The sequence below is a fragment of the Caballeronia sp. TF1N1 genome (genome assembly GCF_022878925.1).
Lineage (GTDB): Bacteria > Pseudomonadota > Gammaproteobacteria > Burkholderiales > Burkholderiaceae > Caballeronia.
In genome coordinates this window covers 925,915-942,812 of the sequence record NZ_CP084627.1, presented here as the reverse complement: position 1 = coordinate 942,812, position 16,898 = coordinate 925,915, and the positions used below count along the sequence as shown (strand labels likewise).

Here is a 16,898-nt window from a genome sequence, read left to right as displayed (position 1 = left end):
TGCACAGGCCGGAGCAAGCGCCAGCTTCGGCCGACAAACAGGAGACAGCGCATGACAACCAACAAGCCGCCAAGACTCGAATTGCGGCACGCGAGCAAGGCGTTCGGCCGCGTGCGCGCATTGGGCGACGGCAGCCTGCAACTCTTCGCGGGCGAAGTCCACGCGTTGCTCGGCGAAAACGGCGCGGGTAAATCCACGCTCGTCAAACTGCTCGCCGGCGTGTATCAGCCGGATGCAGGCGAGATTCTCGTCGATGGCGAACCGCGCCGCTTCGCCAATCCCGCCGAGGCACGCGATGCCGGTCTCGCCGTCATCTATCAGGAGCCGACGCTGTTCGCGGACCTTTCCATCGCGGAGAACATCTACATGGGCCGGCAGCCGCGCGACCGGCTCGGACGCATACGCTACGACGAAATGCATCGCGAAGTCGATGCGTTGCTCGCGTCGCTCGGCGTGAACCTGCGCGCGCAACGGCTCGTGCGCGGCTTGTCGATCGCGGACCAGCAAGTGGTCGAGATCGCCAAGGCGCTTTCGCTCGACGCGAACGTGCTCATCATGGACGAGCCCACCGCCGCGCTCTCGCTGACGGAAGTGGAGCGGCTCTTTGCCATCGTGCGTGCGCTGCGTGAGCGGGATGTCGCGATCCTCTTCATCACGCACAGGCTCGACGAAGTCTTCGCGCTGACGCAGCGCATGACCATCATGCGCGACGGCATGAAGGTCTACGACGCGCTTACCAGCGACATGACCATCGATGCCATCGTGAGCAAGATGGTCGGCCGCGATCTGGACACGTTCTATCCGAAGGCGGACGTTCAGCCCGGCGACGTGCGTCTCTCGGTCCGCAACCTGACGCGCGAAGGCGTATTCAAGAACATATCCTTCGATGTCCGCGCAGGCGAGATCGTCGCGCTCGCGGGCCTCGTCGGCGCGGGACGTAGCGAAGTCGCGCGCGCCATCTTCGGCATCGATCCGGTCGATGGCGGTGAAGTGAAGATCGCGGGGAAGGCGCTCGCCCTCGGCCATCCGGCGGCAGCCGTGCGCGCGGGCCTCGCGCTCGTGCCGGAGGATCGCCGCGCGCAAGGGCTCGCGCTGGAACTGAGCATCGCGCGCAATGCATCGCTCACCGTGCTCGGCCGCTTGATGCGGCACGGGCTCATCTCCGCGAAAAGCGAATCGACGCTCGCCGCCGACTGGGGCAAGCGCCTGCGCCTCAAGGCCGGCGATCTCGATGCGCCCGTCGGCACGCTGTCGGGCGGCAATCAGCAGAAGGTCGTGCTCGGCAAGTGGCTCGCGACGAATCCGAAGGTGCTCATCATCGATGAACCGACGCGCGGCATCGACGTGGGCGCGAAAGCCGAGGTGTATCGCACGCTCGCCGAACTCGTGAAAGAGGGCATGGCCGTGCTGATGATTTCAAGCGAGCTGCCCGAAGTGCTCGGCATGGCGGACCGCGTGCTCGTCATGCACGAAGGCCGTATCAGCGCCGACATTGCTCGCGCCGACGCAAACGAAGAACGAGTGATGAGCGCCGCGTTGGGCGCATCGCCGCAAACCCTGGGACGCGCCGCATGATGACACGACACTCTCCCACCATGCCCGCGCTGCCTGCCGCCGAAACGAGACGCGAGAGTCTCGCGGGTTCGATCGCGAAGAGTCGCGAGCTCACGCTCTTCATCGTGCTGCTCGTGCTGATTGGCGCGACCGCTGCGGTGAAGCCGGACTTCCTGAATCTGCAGAATCTGCGTGACGTGCTGCTGAATGTGTCGATCATCGGCTTGCTGACGGCCGGCATGACGATCGTCATGCTGATGCGGCATATCGATCTGTCGGTGGCGTCGATCGTCGGCGTGAGCGCCTATGCGGTCGGCAGCCTCTTCGTGATGAACCCGCACATGCCGGTGATCGTCGCGATGTGCGCGGGCATGGGCGTCGGGCTCGTGATCGGCGCGGTGAACGGCGCGCTCGTCACCTTCGGACGCGTGCCGTCGCTCGTCGCCACGCTCTCGACGCTGTATATCGTGCGCGGCGCGGACTACGCGTGGGTCCACGGCGGCCAGATCAACGCGACGAGTCTGCCGGATAGCTTTGCCACGATTGCAACCGGATCGCTGCTCGGCGTGCCGAATCTCGTGTTGATCGCGCTCGTCGTGCTGATCGCGTTGTCGGTGTATCTGAAGCAGTATCGCGGCGGCCGCGAGCATTACGCTATCGGCTCGAACCCCGAAGCCGCGCGTCTCGCGGGCATTCGCGTGGACCGCCGCGTGATGATCGGCTTCCTGCTGTCCGGCGCGATCGCCGGCCTTGCGGGCGTGCTGTGGCTTGCGCGTTTCGGCACCGTCGATGCCAGCACGGCGAAGGGCATCGAGCTGCAGGTGGTCGCGGCGGCGGTGGTCGGCAGCGTTGCGATCACGGGCGGCGTCGGCACGGTGGCGGGCGCGACGCTCGGCGCGCTGGTGCTGGGCGTCATCAACATCGCGCTCGTGGTGTTGCGCGTGTCGCCGTTCTGGCAGCAGGCCATTCAAGGCGCGCTGATCGTCGCGGCGATCGCGCTGGATACGTTGCTCGCGCGCTCGGTCGCGCGCCGCATGATGAGGAAACGCGATCATGGCTAAACCCGACTCGGCTCTTTCCACGGCAAAACGCCGTCATCTGCAATGGGAGGCGATGCTCGCCATCGTGCTGGTCGTCTCGCTGATTGGCGGACGCGTGCTTTCGCCGATGTTCCTTTCCGGCGCGAACCTCTCGAACATGCTCGCCGATTTCACCGAGATCGCGCTGATCGCCTTGCCGATGACGCTCATCATCGTCGCGGCGGAAATCGATTTGTCGGTGGCGTCCGTGCTGGGCGTGTCGAGCGCGTTGATGGGCGTGCTTTGGCACATGGGCTTGCCGATGCCGCTCGTCATCGCCATCGTGCTCGTCGCGGGCACAATGGCCGGGCTGCTCAACGGGCTCGTGATCGTGCGCTTCAATCTGCCATCGCTTGCTGTCACCATCGGCACGCTAGCGCTGTTTCGGGGTCTCGCTTACGTGTTGCTCGGCGACCAGGCCATCGCGGACTTTCCGGCGTCGTACACGTCGTTCGGCATCGATACCATCGCGGATACCTTCCTGCCGATGCCCTTCGTTCTCGTGATCGCGGGCGCGCTCGTCTTCACGGTGCTGTTGCAGGCGACGCCGTTCGGCCGCAGCCTCTTTGCCATCGGCGCGAACCCCACGGCCGCGCAGTTTTCGGGTATCGACGTGACGAAGACCAAGATCAGGCTCTTCATGCTGTCCGGCGCGATGGCGGCGCTCGCGGGCATCGTCTATACACTGCGTTTCACCAGTGCGCGCGGCGACAACGGCGAAGGCTTCGAGTTGTCCGTGATCGCGGCGGTGCTGTTTGGCGGCGTAAGCATCTTCGGCGGACGCGGGTCGATGATCGGCGTGCTGCTGTCGCTCGTCATTATCGGCGTGCTGCGCAATGCGCTGACGCTCGCGGATGTATCGAGCGAAACACTGACTATCGTGACCGGGGCGCTGCTGCTGTCCTCAGTGCTGATTCCCAATCTGGTCGCGCGCTGGAGGGCCGCGCGTGAAAGACGCTTCATGGCGCAGACGTCGTAGGTGTTGAAGGCTGGTCGAGGGTGAATTGAAGAACGTTGATAACCAGCGCAACGGTTTGTCCAAGGGCAAAACTCGCGCGCAATGACAGGAGACATACATGAAAAAACCGTATCGATTCTCACGCGGGCCGGTGCTCGCGGCGGCTTTGCTGGCCGCCACCGTGGCGCTTGCCGCAAGCGCCGCCGAGCTGAAGAGCGGGCTGAAGATTGCTTTCCTGCCCAAGCAGATCAACAACCCGTACGAAGTCATTGCCGATGACGGCGGCATGGCCGCGATCAAGGAATTCAAGGGCGATGGCAAGGTCGTCGGCCCGTCGGATGCGGGCGCGTCGTCACAGGTGAGCTATATCAACACGTTGATCACGCAGCGGCAGAACGCCATCGTGATCGCCGCCAACGACGCCAACGCGGTCGTGCCGTACCTGAAAAAAGCGATGTCGCAGGGCATCAAGGTCGTGACTTTCGACTCGGACACCGCGCCCGACGGTCGCCAAATTTTCGTGAATCAGGCCGAATCGGAAGCGATCGGACGTGGACAGATCCAGTTGCTGTCGAAGCTGATTGGCGGTGAAGGCGAATTCGCGATTCTCTCCGCGACGCCCAACGCGACCAATCAAAACACCTGGATCAAATGGATGCAGGACGAACTGAAGAAGCCGGAGTATTCGAAGATCAAACTCGTGAAGATCGCCTACGGCAACGATGACGATCAAAAATCATTCGTGGAGACGCAGGGCCTGCTGCAGGCTTATCCGAACCTGAAGGGAATCGTGGCGCCGACATCGGTGGGCATCGCGGCGGCGGCGCGTTATATCTCGAGTTCGCCAGCCAAGGGCAAGGTCACGGTGACGGGTCTCGGCACGCCGAACCAGATGCGCGCGTTCGTGAAGAACGGCACGGTCAAGGCGTTCCAGTTGTGGGACCCGGGTCAGTTGGGTTATCTCGCGGCGTACGCGGCGGCCAGTCTTGCGTCGGGCACGATCACGGGCAAGGAAGGCGATTCCTTCGAAGCCGGCAAGCTGGGCAAGCGGACCGTGGGAAAGAGCGGGGAAGTGATTCTCGGGCCGCCTACGACGTTCGATTCGGCAAATATTGATAACTTCAATTTCTGAGGTCGAAAGGGTAGTGGGAATCTGAGAGGTTGGCCCCGCGGTCGCGGGGCTTTTTTATTCGCGTATGCAAAATGGGTCATCCACGAAACTATCCACAGTTTCTGTTGAAAGCCCTGTGGATAGCCGCTGCGTGACCCATCCAACGCATTGATCCACAAAGGCTTTCCGGAGCGTGGCGATTGCGCGTCAAGATCAGCGTAAGGGCTGCCCGTCCCTGAGCACTTGAATGGCCGTCGCCGATTCGAATTGCGCATGCACCATATCTCCGGACTTCAAGCCGTCAAGCGATAAGTCCGGCGCGACCGCAAGCGTCACCGTGTGGGTCGGGCCGCGTAGCGTGATCTCGCGCTTTTTCTTGTCGATGTGCTGAATCGTCGCCAGTATCTCCACCGTGCGCGCCTGCGCCGTCACGCCGTTCGTCGCCGGAACGGTCGCTTGCGTGTCGACGCGCTCACGAATCGCACCCGGCTTCGCCTTGACCGCGCGCATCAGCACGGCGTTGCGATACTCGATGTTCACCGTGTCGCCTATCTTGAGCTTCTTGACATCGGCGACCTGCGGATTGACGGCGACTTCCACGACGCGCCCCGCCGGCCCCTTTAGCGCGACGCTGTTCGTCACCGGGTCGATGCCAACCACATGCGCCTGCACTTGCGCCACCGCCGCCCCGGCTCGCGCTTGCGGTTCCGACGCGGCATCCTGCGCCGCAGCCGGCAAAGCCGAGCCACAAGCAAGCGCGACGAGTGCGCATCCGATCCATGAACTGCCTGCACGACGCGAAGTTCGAAGCATGGTCATCTCCTTTGATATGTGAACATCACCGGCATCAGCGTCGCGACTTCGACAGCAGATGCCCAAGCCCGAGATTGGTCGCGATCTGCCACACATAGACGCGCGAGTAACGCACGCCGAAGCGCCGCTCGATCAGTTCGCGCAGACGCGAGTTGGTCCACGCGTCGCTCGCAAATCCATGCACGCGCGCCGGGCCCTGCAAGGCGGCCGCGATCCATTCGAGCGCCTCGCGGTCCAGCACCGATACCCGTCCGCCCACGCCCATTTTCGCGAGCTCGTCGAGCCCGCCATCGGACACGATTGCCTTGTAACGCTTCACCGTCTGCAAGGACAGATGCAGATGCTCCGCCACGGCCTGCACCGATGCCCCTTCGAGCAACATGCGCCCGGCTGTCATGCGCCGCTCGACGCTCGGCAGGGTAGTGGGCCGGGGCAACATGGCGCTCCTCGTTCGATACGCGTTTCGCGGACGCTATAAGTCAGCCGCGATGCAAGGCGAGGCCTGAGCGCGTGCTCCGCTTCCTCGTCTGTCGATGCAGCTGCCAATCAGTTTCGGTTTCGGTATCGGTATCGTGGCGCGCGAGGCGTTGGTAAGCGTTCATGCGTTCCCTCTGTCGAGCAAAGACTGCGGGACCTGTTCGGCGTACTTGCGGTGTACTAACGGTGTGCTGGATGTAACGATGAAGTGTTCGCGAAACGGCGGCGCTTTCAGGAAAGCCGGGTACTGGTCACCACCAATAAACGTTTCCGCCGCGAAAGGGAACCATCGTCGAAATTTTTTAAGCTTGATTATTCGCGATGAATTGCCTATGCGCGAGGCTTCGCACGCACCGAGCCGCGCGATTGCATGCGTGTGCGTTTCGAATGTGCACGGCCGGTCGGCAAATGCGGGCGCGATTAACTACGCCGTCTTTGCGAAAAACCGGCGCGCGCAGAAGCACGCGGAGCATTCCGCTTGCATGGCCTGAGGTGAGAATGACGAAGGCGAAACGCCCATGCCTTACGAATCGCGCTTAATGACTACGCATAATGATGGCGCTTAATGGCCACCGTGCATGCGTATCCGAAAGGCGGGGAAACGAGGAAGGGCGTTACACGCGATAAAACTCGATATCCTGACCGGCATGCACGGCGCGCTTCAGCCATTCGGGCATGTCGCCCAGGCCGTCCCACGTGTCGCCGCTGGCGTTACGGAAAATCGGCGCTGCGCCGTCTCCGGATTGCGGCAGTGACGGCAATTGCGGCATGGCCCGAGCTGGCTTCGCCGTGCCGTTGGCGCCGTTCGTCTTGGTAAAGGTAGGCGGCGGTTCGGCCGCTGGTGCGTCGGCCAATGCTTCGGCCAGCGCGCCTTCCGTAATGCCGAACTCGACCATTCGGCTGCGTAAATACGCGATGATGCTGTCTCGCTTTCTTTCGTCCACGGCTTTCCTGATTCAGCTTTTTGATTTGCGAAAGACGAACCGATGCCCCGCGCGGACCGGGGCGGCTCGATGACTAGGTTTGATATGTTTTATCCAGCGTGACGCACAGTGAAACGTGCGTCAATTAGTGTATTTACCGCAGACCGCGCTTATCCCATCACACGCGCCGCCCACACCGATTAATGTCCCCGCTGTGTCGGCTATATAACAGTAATACCGGCTTCGGACATTGGCTCGTGCGGGAATCGCCATGACGGACGCACGACTATAGTGCGCGCGGGAGGTCACGTCGGGAGGCTACGAACTGCGGGAAAGCGACACTCGAACCGCCCGGTTTCCCGAACGGCTGATGCGTCGCCTGAACGCTATTGTATGCTGCTTGCGCCAACTATTAAATTGTTTTAACGACTATGTTGTTCACCCGGCAATTCCGCACCGTGCGCGCGAATTGCCGCAATCAGTTCGGCGGGCGTAATTTCATAACGAACTTCACGATGAATTCCCGGCTTGCGCTCGTCGATCTCGATCAGCAGAACAGCCTTGCCGTCGGATGCGGGTTCGAGCCGCAGCGAACGCACTTCCTGGCCGCTCGATTCATCGTATTCCGTCAGGAGCGTCATGGCGCCCGTGGCGGCGCTTTTCGGCATCGACATTCTTCCTCCCGTCTTGCGACGTATTTGTTGTTGTCTTGCCGCGCCTCCTCTCTCATGCACGAATTTCGGGCGCACGACGAAGGCAGACACGGCGGATAAGCAGATGCAAAGCGCGCACGCGCCCCGCCTGTCTCATTATTGCCTGTCAAAAGCGCGCGCGTAAAGCGTAGGGGCTTTCCCGAATGTCGTGCGGCCTTCGTCGTTGCGCCGATTCAACCGCCGGCGGCAATCGAATCGCGTACTTCCGCCGTGATCTCGAACGAGCGCAGACGCGCTCGATGATCGAAGATCTGCGCCGTGACGATCAACTCGTCGGCCTGAGTCTGCTCGATCACCGAGCGCAAACCCGCTTCGACATCCGCGCGCGCGCCGACCACCGAACACGCGAGCGACCGCTCGACGCCTGCGCGCTCGCCCTCGCTCCACGCGATCTGGTGGACGGGCGGCGGCAACTGGCCGGGCGTGCCGCGCCGCAAATTGATGAACTGCTGCTGCAGCGAGGTAAATAGAAAGAGGGCTTCACCGACGGTATCGGCGGCGAAGACGTTCACGCCGACCATCGCGTGAGGCTTCTTGAGCGTCGCCGATGGCCGGAATTGCGTGCGATACACCTCCAGCGCGGTCAGCAGATAATCCGGCGCGAAATGCGACGCGAACGCGAACGGCAGCCCGAGCGCCGCCGCCAGTTGCGCGCTGAAGAGCGACGAGCCGAGCAGCCAGATGGGCACATGAAGACCGGCGCCGGGCACTGCGCGCACGCGTTGTCCCTCGACGGGATCGGCGAAAAAACGCTGCAGTTCGACGACATCGTCAGGGAAGGAGTCAGCGCTGCCTTGCAAGTCGCGACGCAGCGCGCGAGCCGTGGTCTGGTCGGTGCCGGGCGCGCGTCCGAGGCCCAAGTCGATACGTCCCGGAAACAGCGACGCGAGCGTGCCGAACTGTTCGGCGATGACGAGCGGCGCGTGATTCGGCAGCATGATGCCGCCCGAGCCGACGCGAATGGTCTTGGTGCCCGCCGCGATATGGCCGATCACGACCGCCGTCGCCGCGCTGGCGATGCCCGTCATGTTGTGATGCTCGGCGAGCCAATAGCGGTTATAGCCCCAGCTTTCCGCGTGACGGGCGAGATCGAGCGAATGCGCGAAGGCGTCGGAGGCGGTCGAGCCGAGCGGAATCGGTGAGAGGTCGAGAAGCGAGAAGGGGATCATTGCGACGTTCCGGATGCGTGGGACGGCGAGAAGCGTGGCCGTCAGCGTTCAGGCCCGGCTGGCGGACAAGCCGCGCCGATGCCTCGCGTTTAAAAGTCGATTGTGCCGAATGTGCGGGATTCTTGCCGAAGCGATCAGGCGAGCTGCGGATAGCCTTGCGCGATGGCATCGCGTTCGAGGTCGAGAATCGGCGCGTAGTCGGCGCGCGTGGGGCGCACGAAGCCGTCGAGCCGCAGCCGTTGCGCAAGCGCGGGATGGTCGCGTACGGAATCCGCGAGCGCGGCGGCGAGCCGCTCGATGCCGTCTTGCGGAACCCGCTTCGAGGCGATGAAAGGCAGCGCGGGCGAACTCGCCGTCACGCCGATTTCCCTGACGCCTTCGGCTAGTTCCGGCACATGTTCGCGCACGTAAGCAAAGGTCACGCAGTCGATGGCGGCGACATCCGCGCTTCGGTCCGTCGCGAGCGCTTGAAGCGAAGCCAGATGCCCGCCGCTTCGCTCGACCGATGCGAAGAAGCGGCCTTCGCGGGCCAGCGGCGCGACCGCGTGACGCAGTAAGTTCATGCCGCTGTTGGAGTCGTCGCTGTTGTAGATGGCTCTAAGGCCGCGACAGTCGGCGAGCGTCGTCGCTTGCGTGTGCTTTCCGGCGACGATCACGCTGCGATAGCTGCCATTCGCGCAGCCGGGGACATCGAAATTGGGCGTGGCGACGAGTTGCACGCGGCCTTCGAGCGCGTGAACGAGCGGATAACCGCAGGTTTGCGACAGGAGCAGATCGTCGCGTTGCCAGAAAGTGGTGAGATCCGCGCCCGGATCGACGATGTCGAGCGTATCAGCGCGTTCGTCCAGCCAGTCTGTCACCCGCGCTTTCACGTCCGTCAGCAGCGCGCGCCAGTCGGCAGCCAGCGCGGGCGTGACGTTGTACATCGGAAGTGCGGTGATCCATTGCATGGGCGAGCTTTGCGAGAAGCGAGAACGCTCTATCGTACAGGGCGGCTCGACCGCAGGCCGATCTAAGAAACCTTCGCCGAGCGCGAATCACGCGTGGACGCCGCAGCCCTGACGAGCACTGGCTGCCCGAAGCGCTTGGCCGCGCCGCGTTGCATCGCATTTTTGCGCGTCGTGACGGAGGTATCGGCGATCCATTCCACCGGCGCGCGCGTCCCGCCCGCGAACGGATGCACTGGTGAAACCGCGCGCGCGAACGCATGCTTTTTGATCCACTCGCCGTACCCGCGCACGACAAATCCGCCATTGCTCGCGCCGTACGCTTCGCGCCGCTGCCGATACACCGCGCCCAGCACAAACCACGGCACGCCGGGCAAGTCGTGATGCACCGAATGGTAATTGTTGTTCAGAAACAGCAGTCGCCAGGGCCACGCGGCCTCGTTCAGAACGGTGCGTTCGCGGGCATCGCCTTCCGCCCGATGCTCCTGAAACGATCGCACCGAAGCCAGCGCCAGCGATGCATAACCGACGCCGAACAGAAAAGCGCGCCACGGAATGCCGCAACGGGCATCGAGCCACCATGCAAGCGCGGCAAGCGACGCTGCGTGCACGAGCCAGCTCGCGACGATCCGCCATTGACCCAGCGCGACCGCCTGCGCGGCTTCGCGCCACGAGGCGGCGATCGAGAACCATGGACCGATCAGCACGCGGCCCAAGAACGTATTGCGGGCAGCGAGGGCCGCGCGCAATACGACGCCCGCATTGGCCCACTGCTCCGGCGTGACGTAATAGCTTTCCGGGTCGCGGCCGGGCTCGGTCAGATGCGCGTCGTCGTGATGACGCAGATGCGAGTCGCGATACACCGCATACGGAAACCACACGGCGAGCGGCGCCAGGCCGAAAAGCATGTTGACGAGCGGCCAGCGCGTGGGATGTCCATGCAGCAGTTCGTGCTGCAGCGACATGTACCAGCACGAGAGCACCGCGAGCAGCGTGAGCGTGACCGGCAAGCCGAGCGTGCGCGCATGGAGCGCCACGCCGAACCAGCCGCTGTACACCGCGACGATCACGAGCCACGTCGGCCACGCGCTGCGCCAGCGCCACGTCGCGCGTTGTTCCTGGAGTTGCTCGCGTTGCGCGTCGTCGAGATAGCGGGGCATGGCGAAAGTCGGGATAAGCGAAGTGCCATCCTAGCTGCGCGCTTCGATGCGCCCAACCAATGAATCCGCCTATGTTTTCCCCGCTCAGCGAATAGGAATAGGCAAAAAGTCATATATGCGGCAGGTCACGTGATTGCCCGGTGAACGCGCCGAACGCGCGGGAGTGGCCGCGCCGATTATTGGCCGCCCATCGAAGCGCGGTATCCTTTGACCCTTTGTGGCCCCAAATCCACCGACATGTCCCGATTTCACGACAGAGACGCCAACCCGAGTCACAGCGCGGGCATCGAGACTGCCGGGCGAATGGGCGCTTTCAGTCTGCGACGCAAGTCGACGCGCATGTTTGCCGGGCTCATCGTCTTCAATGTGCTCGCGTGGCTCTGGGCGCTCGTCGCGTTCCGGCACTATCCGGTGCTGCTCGGCACGTCGCTGCTGGCGTATTCGCTCGGACTGCGCCATGCCGTGGATGCCGATCACATCGCCGCCATCGATAACGTCACGCGCAAAATGATGCAGCAGGGTAAGCGTCCGCTTGGCGTCGGCATCTTCTTTTCGCTCGGCCATTCGACGGTCGTCGTGGTGGCGAGCGCGCTCATTGCCGCGACCGCGTTCGCCGTGCAGGGCCGCTTTGTGCAGTATCGTGAGATCGGCGCGGTGATCGGGACGTCCGTCTCCGCGCTTTTTCTCTTCGCCATCGCGGCGATGAATCTGTTCGTGCTGCGCGGCGTCTGGCGCGCATTCAGGCGCGTGCGTCGCGGCGAAGCATGGCGCGACGACGACGCCGATTTGCTGATGGCGGGCGGCGGACCGATCGCGCGCGTCGCCCGGCCGCTTTTCCGCCTCATCAGCCGAAGCTGGCATATGTATCCGCTCGGCTTTCTCTTCGGACTCGGTTTCGACACGGCGACCGAGATCGGCCTCATGGGTATCGCCGCCGCGGAAGCCGCGCGCGGCATGCCGGTGTGGTCGATCCTCGTGTTTCCGGTGCTTTTCACCGCGGGCATGTCGCTCATCGATACCGCCGACAGCATGCTCATGGTCGGCGCCTATGGCTGGGCTTTCATGAAGCCGATCCGCAAGCTCTACTACAACCTCACGGTCACGCTGGTGTCGGTGCTGATCGCGGTGCTGATAGGCGGCATCGAAGCGCTCGGGTTGATCGCGGACCGGTTGCAACTGAAGGGCGGACTGTGGGACGCGGTCGCCGTGCTCTCCGAACACTTCGGCGCGCTCGGTTATGCAATCGTCGGTCTCTTCGCCGCGTGCTGGCTTATTTCAGCGCTGATCTATAAGTGGCGCGGCTACGATTCGCTGGATGGCGGCATCGTCCGCTAGGAATGTCATCAAACTGACTCGTCGGGCATTCTTTCTGCTTGAAAGCTTCGCCGCCGCTCATCCGATCCCTGCATCGAGCGGCTTTCAGGGAGAAAAACATGTCACAGCCGAAACCCGGCGCGCAGCAAGAAGAAACATCCACCGAAGCGTCTCCCAAGGAAAGTTCCGCTGGCGCACAGTCGCCCAACCTCGATAACGCCGAGCGTGAACAGGCGGCCGAGCATTCGACGCCGCATGCGCTCGTCGTCCATGAAATCGTCCGCGAAGAAGGCGAGGCGGCGATGGAGCGGACCTTCGGCGCGCTGATGTGGTCGGCGCTTGCCGCCGGCCTTTCGATGGGTTTCTCGTTTCTCGTCCAGGCGATTCTCGAAAGCTCGTTACCGGAGACGAGTTGGCGTTCGCTCGTATCGAGCTTCGGCTATACGATCGGTTTCGTGTTCGTCGTGCTCGGACGCCAGCAGTTGTTCACCGAGAGCACGCTGACCGCTGTGTTGCCGGTGCTCACGCGCCGCGATATGAAGACGCTGTTCAAGACACTGCGGCTTTGGGCGATCGTGCTCGTCTTCAACCTTGTCGGCACGGCAATTTTCGCGGGCATTCTGCAGATCAAGGGCGTCTTTTCGCCGGAAGTCACCGAAGCGCTTGCCCACGTCGCCGAGATGCCGTTTTCCGCCGACTTCGGCGTGACGCTCGTGCGCGGCGTGTTTTCGGGATGGCTGATCGCGTTGATGGTCTGGCTGCTGCCGAGCGCGCGCTCGGCGCGGCTGCTGACTATTTTGATCGTCACTTACACGGTTGCCGTGAGCAAGCTGACGCACGTGATCGCGGGATCGGTGGAAGCGGCCTATGCGGTGATGATCGGCGCGGCGAGTATCGGCGATTACTTTCTGGTCTTTATGATTCCGACCGTGATCGGCAATATGCTCGGCGGGATATCGCTCGTGGCGATCGTGAATCACGCGGCCATTGCGCCGGAAATCGAGGGAACGCCGCAAGGCGAGAAGTAACGGATAGGCGGGGCAGGGCGTCGGGTACCGGCAACGCCCTGATCGCTATCCGACCACACGCCTTATTTATTGTTGCCAGCTCCCGTGCCGTATAGGCCGTTGTTGAACCCGCCCGCGCCATCGGTCTTGTGATCCTTGCCGGCGCTGGGGCCTCGCGCCGCGCCCGCCGCATCCTTCGATTGCGGCTTTTGCGACTCATGCACCGTCACGCCCGCCGGATTCGCACGCGAAGTCGAATCCGAGGCGCGACTTTCTTGCGAGTCGGAGCCGGAGCCCTGGACGATCTGCGCAAAGCCGTAAGTGCTGAACACCGTCGTGCCGATGGCAACGATAGCAGCGACCATCTTCGAGGTGCGGTGTGATGTGTTGGACATGGCGTTCCCTGTACGAATCGATGACCTTTCATCGAGCAGGAACGATGCCCGGCAGTGAGCACCGGGAACCCCTCGCGCAGCTTTCGCGCGAACGGATATGACAATAGCGCGCGCCGAAGCGCGGAATTTCGCGCCGCCCGGCGCGAGTGGCGAAAGCGGTTTTTAGGCCGCTTTCGCCCACAGCCTGTTCGTGGATTTCTTGCGGCTTCCCGGGCCGCTCGGCCCTTTGCTGCTCACGGAATCGAGCGCCGTCGAAAGCGCTTCGATGCGCTGCTTCTGCGCCGGCACGAGCGCGAATCCCGCCGATACCGCCGCAAGCCGCTCGCGCCAATAGTCGACGTTGAGCGTGCCGGAAGACTGGTTGTTCATCGTGCGAAGCTGCGCGACTGCGCGCTCGATATGCTGAAGTTCGAGATCCGCCATGGCCGAGGGCAAGAGACTGCCCTTGGTCTCACTTTTCTTTTTTTTCATTTGTGGTCTTCCTCTCGGCAGGCAAGCACCCGATGAATTCGCTCATCGTCGCGCTACGCCGTAGCCGCTTCACCCCGTACCCCGATCACCCACGCCGGCTCTGGTCGAACCGTCGTGAGCGCCCCTTACTCGTCTTTGTTTTCACGACTCGTGCGGCGACGACATCCCCATGTCAACGCCTTGCGAATCGTTGAAAAAATAGTCGCAAACGGCGAGGCGGCGCTCCGTCTGGCATCGCACATTCAAGCAGGCGCGGTGCGGCGCTATGTGCGCTGCGCCGCGCAAAGGGCTGATGAGATTCGGAAGGATGCGGGACTACCCGCGAAGACGAAACTGCTACTCGGACGCGCGCTTGCCGCTGCGGCTGATCTGCGCTTCGAGCGCCTCGTCGAGCTTGCTGACCTTGCGCGGCTTGCCGGGCTCGCGCGCGTTGACGAAGGCGACGAAATCGTCCATTGGCATTGGCTCGGAGATCTTGCGCGAGCCTTCCGCCGATCGTTCGATTAGATAGAAGTAGCCGCCGGGCATGGAGACGGCCGCATAGTGGGCGTTGCCGCTACGCGTTTTAAGCCGTTCGACGGCGTTGATGGCTTTGGTCGAGCGCATTTGGACTCAGGGCGCGCACTTCTTGCCAGCGCCTTCGATCCAAAGATTCGATGCGTGGCGCTCGCCGGGATAAAAGCGGTACGTGGTCTCGCCGTTGTCGTAGCGGACCTTGACGACGTTCGAATCGCCGAATTCGAGCATGGTGCCCTGCGGGATTGGCGTCGACTTGTATTTGGTGTCGTGCTTCCTTGCTTCGTCGGTGATGCACTGGACGATCTCGCCGACCCGGTTATCCGTGGATGCGGCTTCGACTTCGGGTTGCCCGGCATCGGCATTATGAAAACGGCCGCACGCGGTAATGAGCAAAGGCAGCGCTAGCGCCGCGACATATTTCTTCATGAGTCTCCCGAATGACCGTTGTTCTCTGCGAACCCGCATTAGAGCACAGGGCCTTTACAGTTCGATAAGGCGGCCATGCGGCAAGGTTCGCGCTCGATGAATGGGCAGCAAAGTGCGCGCCCGCTCAAGCATCCGGCGGCACGCCCAGCAATGGCAATGTCGCGCCGACGATGCCAGAGAACACCGGCCCCGCCACTGTCCCGCCGTAATACGTCGTGCCCGACGGCTCGTCGATCATTACCGCGACGATCACGCGTGGATCGCTCATCGGCGCGATGCCGACGAACGACGCGCGATACTTGTTCGCCGCATACGACCGCCCGATCTGCTTCCTCGCCGTGCCGGTCTTGCCGCCCACGCGATAGCCTTCGACCGCGGCGGCGCGGCCGGTGCCGTTCGGTCCCATCGCCATTTCCAGCATGTTGCGCACGGCCTTCGCGGTGGCGGGCTTCGTGACCTGCAACGGGTCGCGGCGCGTTTCGCCCTGAATAAGCGTGGCCGCGCGAAAGCGCCCGTCGCCGGCATAGGCCGTATAAATCTGCGCAATCTGCACGAGCGACAGCGACATGCCGTAGCCATAAGCCATGGTCGCCTGCTCGATCGGCTTCCAGCGTTCGGGCGCGCGCAACCTGCCGACCGCCGCGCCCGGAAAAGTCAGCTCCGGCGCGCGGCCGATGCCGTAATCGCGGTACTTGTCCCAGATGGTCTGCGCGGGAATCTGCAGCGCGAGCTTCGTGAGCGCGACGTTGCTCGACATCTGCACCGCCTCCGACACGGTGATGACGCCGTGATTCGACGTATCGTGGATCACGTTCGGGCCGATCTTGAGCGTGCCGGGCGACGTATCGATGCGCGTCTCCGGCCGCGCCTTGCCGAGGTCGATGGACAACGCGGCGACCAGCGGCTTGATGGTGGAGCCGGGCTCGAAGGTATCGGTGAGCGCGCGATTGCGCAGTTGCTCTCCGGTCAAATGGCTGCGGTCGTTCGGATCGAAGGTCGGATAGTTGGCGAGCGCGAGCACTTCGCCGGTCTTGGCGTCGAGCACGACGACACTGCCCGCGCGCGCCCGATGCTTCGCAATTGCCGCCTTCAGATGCGTATGCGCAAGCTGCTGAATGCGCCGGTCGATGGTGAGCGCAATGGTCTCGCCGTTTTGCGGCAAGTCGGGCTCGCCGATCTGCGATATCACGCGCCCGAGCCGGTCGCGAATTACTTCGCGCTGACCCGCTTCGCCTGTCAGACGCGCGTTCGCCGCGAGTTCGACGCCTTCCTGACCGTTGTCCTCGTTGTCGGTGAAGCCGACGATATGCGCCGCCGATTCGCCTTCCGGATAAAAGCGCTTGGTGTCCGGCACGAGCGTGATGCCCGCGCGCCCAATCTGCGCGATCTTCTCCGCTGTCTCGGCCTCCACTTGCCGCCTGAGCAATACAAAGCTGCGGCCGGTTTCGACGCGTCTTTGCAAATCGCGCGCGGGCATGCCGAGCAGTTGGGCGATGTCGTCGCCGCGCGTGCCGTCGAAGAGTTTCGGGCTTGCCCAGACTTCATACGTCGACAGGCTGACGGCGAGCATGGCGCCGTGACGGTCCACTATCTTGCCGCGCGTCGCCTGCAAGGAGAGCGTGCGCTGATAGCGCTTCTGGCCTTCGCCGATATAGAACTCGCGGTCGACCACCTGCACCCACGCCGCTCGTCCGGCGAGCGCGAAAAAAGCCGCGGCAAGGCCGATCACCACGAGTTGCGAACGCCACGCGGGCAACTGCCGCGCGAGCATCGTACTGCGATGATGAGTCTGAAAATCGCTGCCGCCGCGCGTCTTTTTCTTGAGCATCGTGGTCTCGTGCGTGTGCTGGGAGTGGGATCGG

At 63.2% G+C, this 16,898-nt stretch carries 18 protein-coding genes; 6 read left to right on the top strand and 12 right to left on the bottom strand.

The window, feature by feature from the left end:
• The first annotated feature begins 51 nt into the window (after positions 1 to 51).
• From LDZ28_RS18315 to rhaS, 4 genes are all read left to right on the top strand, one after another.
• Entirely contained in the window at positions 52 to 1,575 is a 1,524-nt protein-coding gene (locus LDZ28_RS18315) for a sugar ABC transporter ATP-binding protein (RefSeq protein ID WP_244828413.1), read from the top strand.
• On the top strand, positions 1,575 to 2,615 hold the full coding sequence (locus LDZ28_RS18310) for an ABC transporter permease (protein ID WP_370652213.1): 1,041 nt from the start codon (positions 1,575 to 1,577) through the stop codon (positions 2,613 to 2,615). Before LDZ28_RS18315 ends, LDZ28_RS18310 begins: the two co-directional genes overlap by 1 nt.
• The gene (locus tag LDZ28_RS18305; protein ID WP_244828411.1) at positions 2,608 to 3,612 is read left to right on the top strand and encodes an ABC transporter permease; all 1,005 of its coding nucleotides are present in this window, start codon (positions 2,608 to 2,610) and stop codon (positions 3,610 to 3,612) included. The genes LDZ28_RS18310 and LDZ28_RS18305 overlap by 8 nt, the downstream gene beginning before the upstream one ends.
• Before the next feature lie 97 nt (positions 3,613 to 3,709).
• Positions 3,710 to 4,723, top strand: coding sequence for a rhamnose ABC transporter substrate-binding protein (gene rhaS, locus LDZ28_RS18300; RefSeq protein ID WP_244828410.1), 1,014 nt, complete (start codon positions 3,710 to 3,712; stop codon positions 4,721 to 4,723).
• Between the two features lie 192 nt (positions 4,724 to 4,915).
• Here rhaS and LDZ28_RS18295 read toward each other — a convergent pair whose 3' ends face one another.
• The 7 genes from LDZ28_RS18295 to LDZ28_RS18265 all read right to left on the bottom strand — a co-directional run bounded on the left by LDZ28_RS18295 (position 4,916) and on the right by LDZ28_RS18265 (position 10,904).
• Entirely contained in the window at positions 4,916 to 5,515 is a 600-nt protein-coding gene (locus LDZ28_RS18295) for a hypothetical protein (protein WP_244828408.1), read from the bottom strand.
• A gap of 34 nt (positions 5,516 to 5,549) precedes the next feature.
• Positions 5,550 to 5,954 (bottom strand): helix-turn-helix domain-containing protein, encoded by a 405-nt coding sequence (locus LDZ28_RS18290; RefSeq protein WP_244828407.1) that lies wholly within the window; start codon positions 5,952 to 5,954, stop codon positions 5,550 to 5,552.
• Positions 5,955 to 6,606: 652 nt separating this feature from the next.
• Positions 6,607 to 6,936, bottom strand: a complete 330-nt coding sequence (locus tag LDZ28_RS18285; RefSeq protein WP_244828406.1) for an H-NS family nucleoid-associated regulatory protein — start codon at positions 6,934 to 6,936, stop codon at positions 6,607 to 6,609.
• A gap of 401 nt (positions 6,937 to 7,337) precedes the next feature.
• Positions 7,338 to 7,589 carry a hypothetical protein gene (locus LDZ28_RS18280; protein ID WP_370652151.1) on the bottom strand — a complete coding sequence of 84 codons (252 nt, stop codon included), beginning with the start codon at positions 7,587 to 7,589 and terminating at the stop codon, positions 7,338 to 7,340.
• A gap of 212 nt (positions 7,590 to 7,801) precedes the next feature.
• Positions 7,802 to 8,797 (bottom strand): luciferase-like monooxygenase, encoded by a 996-nt coding sequence (locus LDZ28_RS18275; RefSeq protein ID WP_244828405.1) that lies wholly within the window; start codon positions 8,795 to 8,797, stop codon positions 7,802 to 7,804.
• A 134-nt stretch (positions 8,798 to 8,931) separates the two neighbouring features.
• Positions 8,932 to 9,747, bottom strand: coding sequence for a phosphate/phosphite/phosphonate ABC transporter substrate-binding protein (locus tag LDZ28_RS18270; RefSeq protein WP_244828404.1), 816 nt, complete (start codon positions 9,745 to 9,747; stop codon positions 8,932 to 8,934).
• Positions 9,748 to 9,809: 62 nt separating this feature from the next.
• A complete protein-coding gene (locus LDZ28_RS18265; protein ID WP_244828403.1) occupies positions 9,810 to 10,904 on the bottom strand; it encodes a fatty acid desaturase in 1,095 nt (364 codons plus the stop codon).
• Between the two features lie 303 nt (positions 10,905 to 11,207).
• Here LDZ28_RS18265 and LDZ28_RS18260 point away from each other — a divergent pair, with 303 nt between their 5' ends.
• On the top strand, positions 11,208 to 12,239 hold the full coding sequence (locus LDZ28_RS18260) for a HoxN/HupN/NixA family nickel/cobalt transporter (protein WP_244829708.1): 1,032 nt from the start codon (positions 11,208 to 11,210) through the stop codon (positions 12,237 to 12,239).
• 98 nt (positions 12,240 to 12,337) lie between these two features.
• Positions 12,338 to 13,246 (top strand): formate/nitrite transporter family protein, encoded by a 909-nt coding sequence (locus LDZ28_RS18255; protein WP_244828402.1) that lies wholly within the window; start codon positions 12,338 to 12,340, stop codon positions 13,244 to 13,246.
• Positions 13,247 to 13,308: 62 nt separating this feature from the next.
• On the opposite strand, the gene LDZ28_RS18250 is transcribed toward LDZ28_RS18255, so the two are convergent.
• The 5 genes from LDZ28_RS18250 to LDZ28_RS18230 form a co-directional block, all read right to left on the bottom strand.
• Entirely contained in the window at positions 13,309 to 13,620 is a 312-nt protein-coding gene (locus tag LDZ28_RS18250) for a beta-xylosidase (protein WP_244828401.1), read from the bottom strand.
• A gap of 162 nt (positions 13,621 to 13,782) precedes the next feature.
• Positions 13,783 to 14,091: a hypothetical protein gene (locus LDZ28_RS18245; RefSeq protein ID WP_244828399.1), complete on the bottom strand. Its 309-nt coding sequence runs from the start codon at positions 14,089 to 14,091 to the stop codon at positions 13,783 to 13,785.
• Positions 14,092 to 14,427: 336 nt separating this feature from the next.
• Positions 14,428 to 14,697 carry a hypothetical protein gene (locus tag LDZ28_RS18240; RefSeq protein WP_244828398.1) on the bottom strand — a complete coding sequence of 90 codons (270 nt, stop codon included), beginning with the start codon at positions 14,695 to 14,697 and terminating at the stop codon, positions 14,428 to 14,430.
• Positions 14,698 to 14,703: 6 nt separating this feature from the next.
• Positions 14,704 to 15,036 (bottom strand): hypothetical protein, encoded by a 333-nt coding sequence (locus tag LDZ28_RS18235; RefSeq protein ID WP_244828397.1) that lies wholly within the window; start codon positions 15,034 to 15,036, stop codon positions 14,704 to 14,706.
• A 124-nt stretch (positions 15,037 to 15,160) separates the two neighbouring features.
• Positions 15,161 to 16,864 carry a penicillin-binding protein 2 gene (locus tag LDZ28_RS18230; RefSeq protein ID WP_244828396.1) on the bottom strand — a complete coding sequence of 568 codons (1,704 nt, stop codon included), beginning with the start codon at positions 16,862 to 16,864 and terminating at the stop codon, positions 15,161 to 15,163.
• Positions 16,865 to 16,898: the final 34 nt, after the last annotated feature.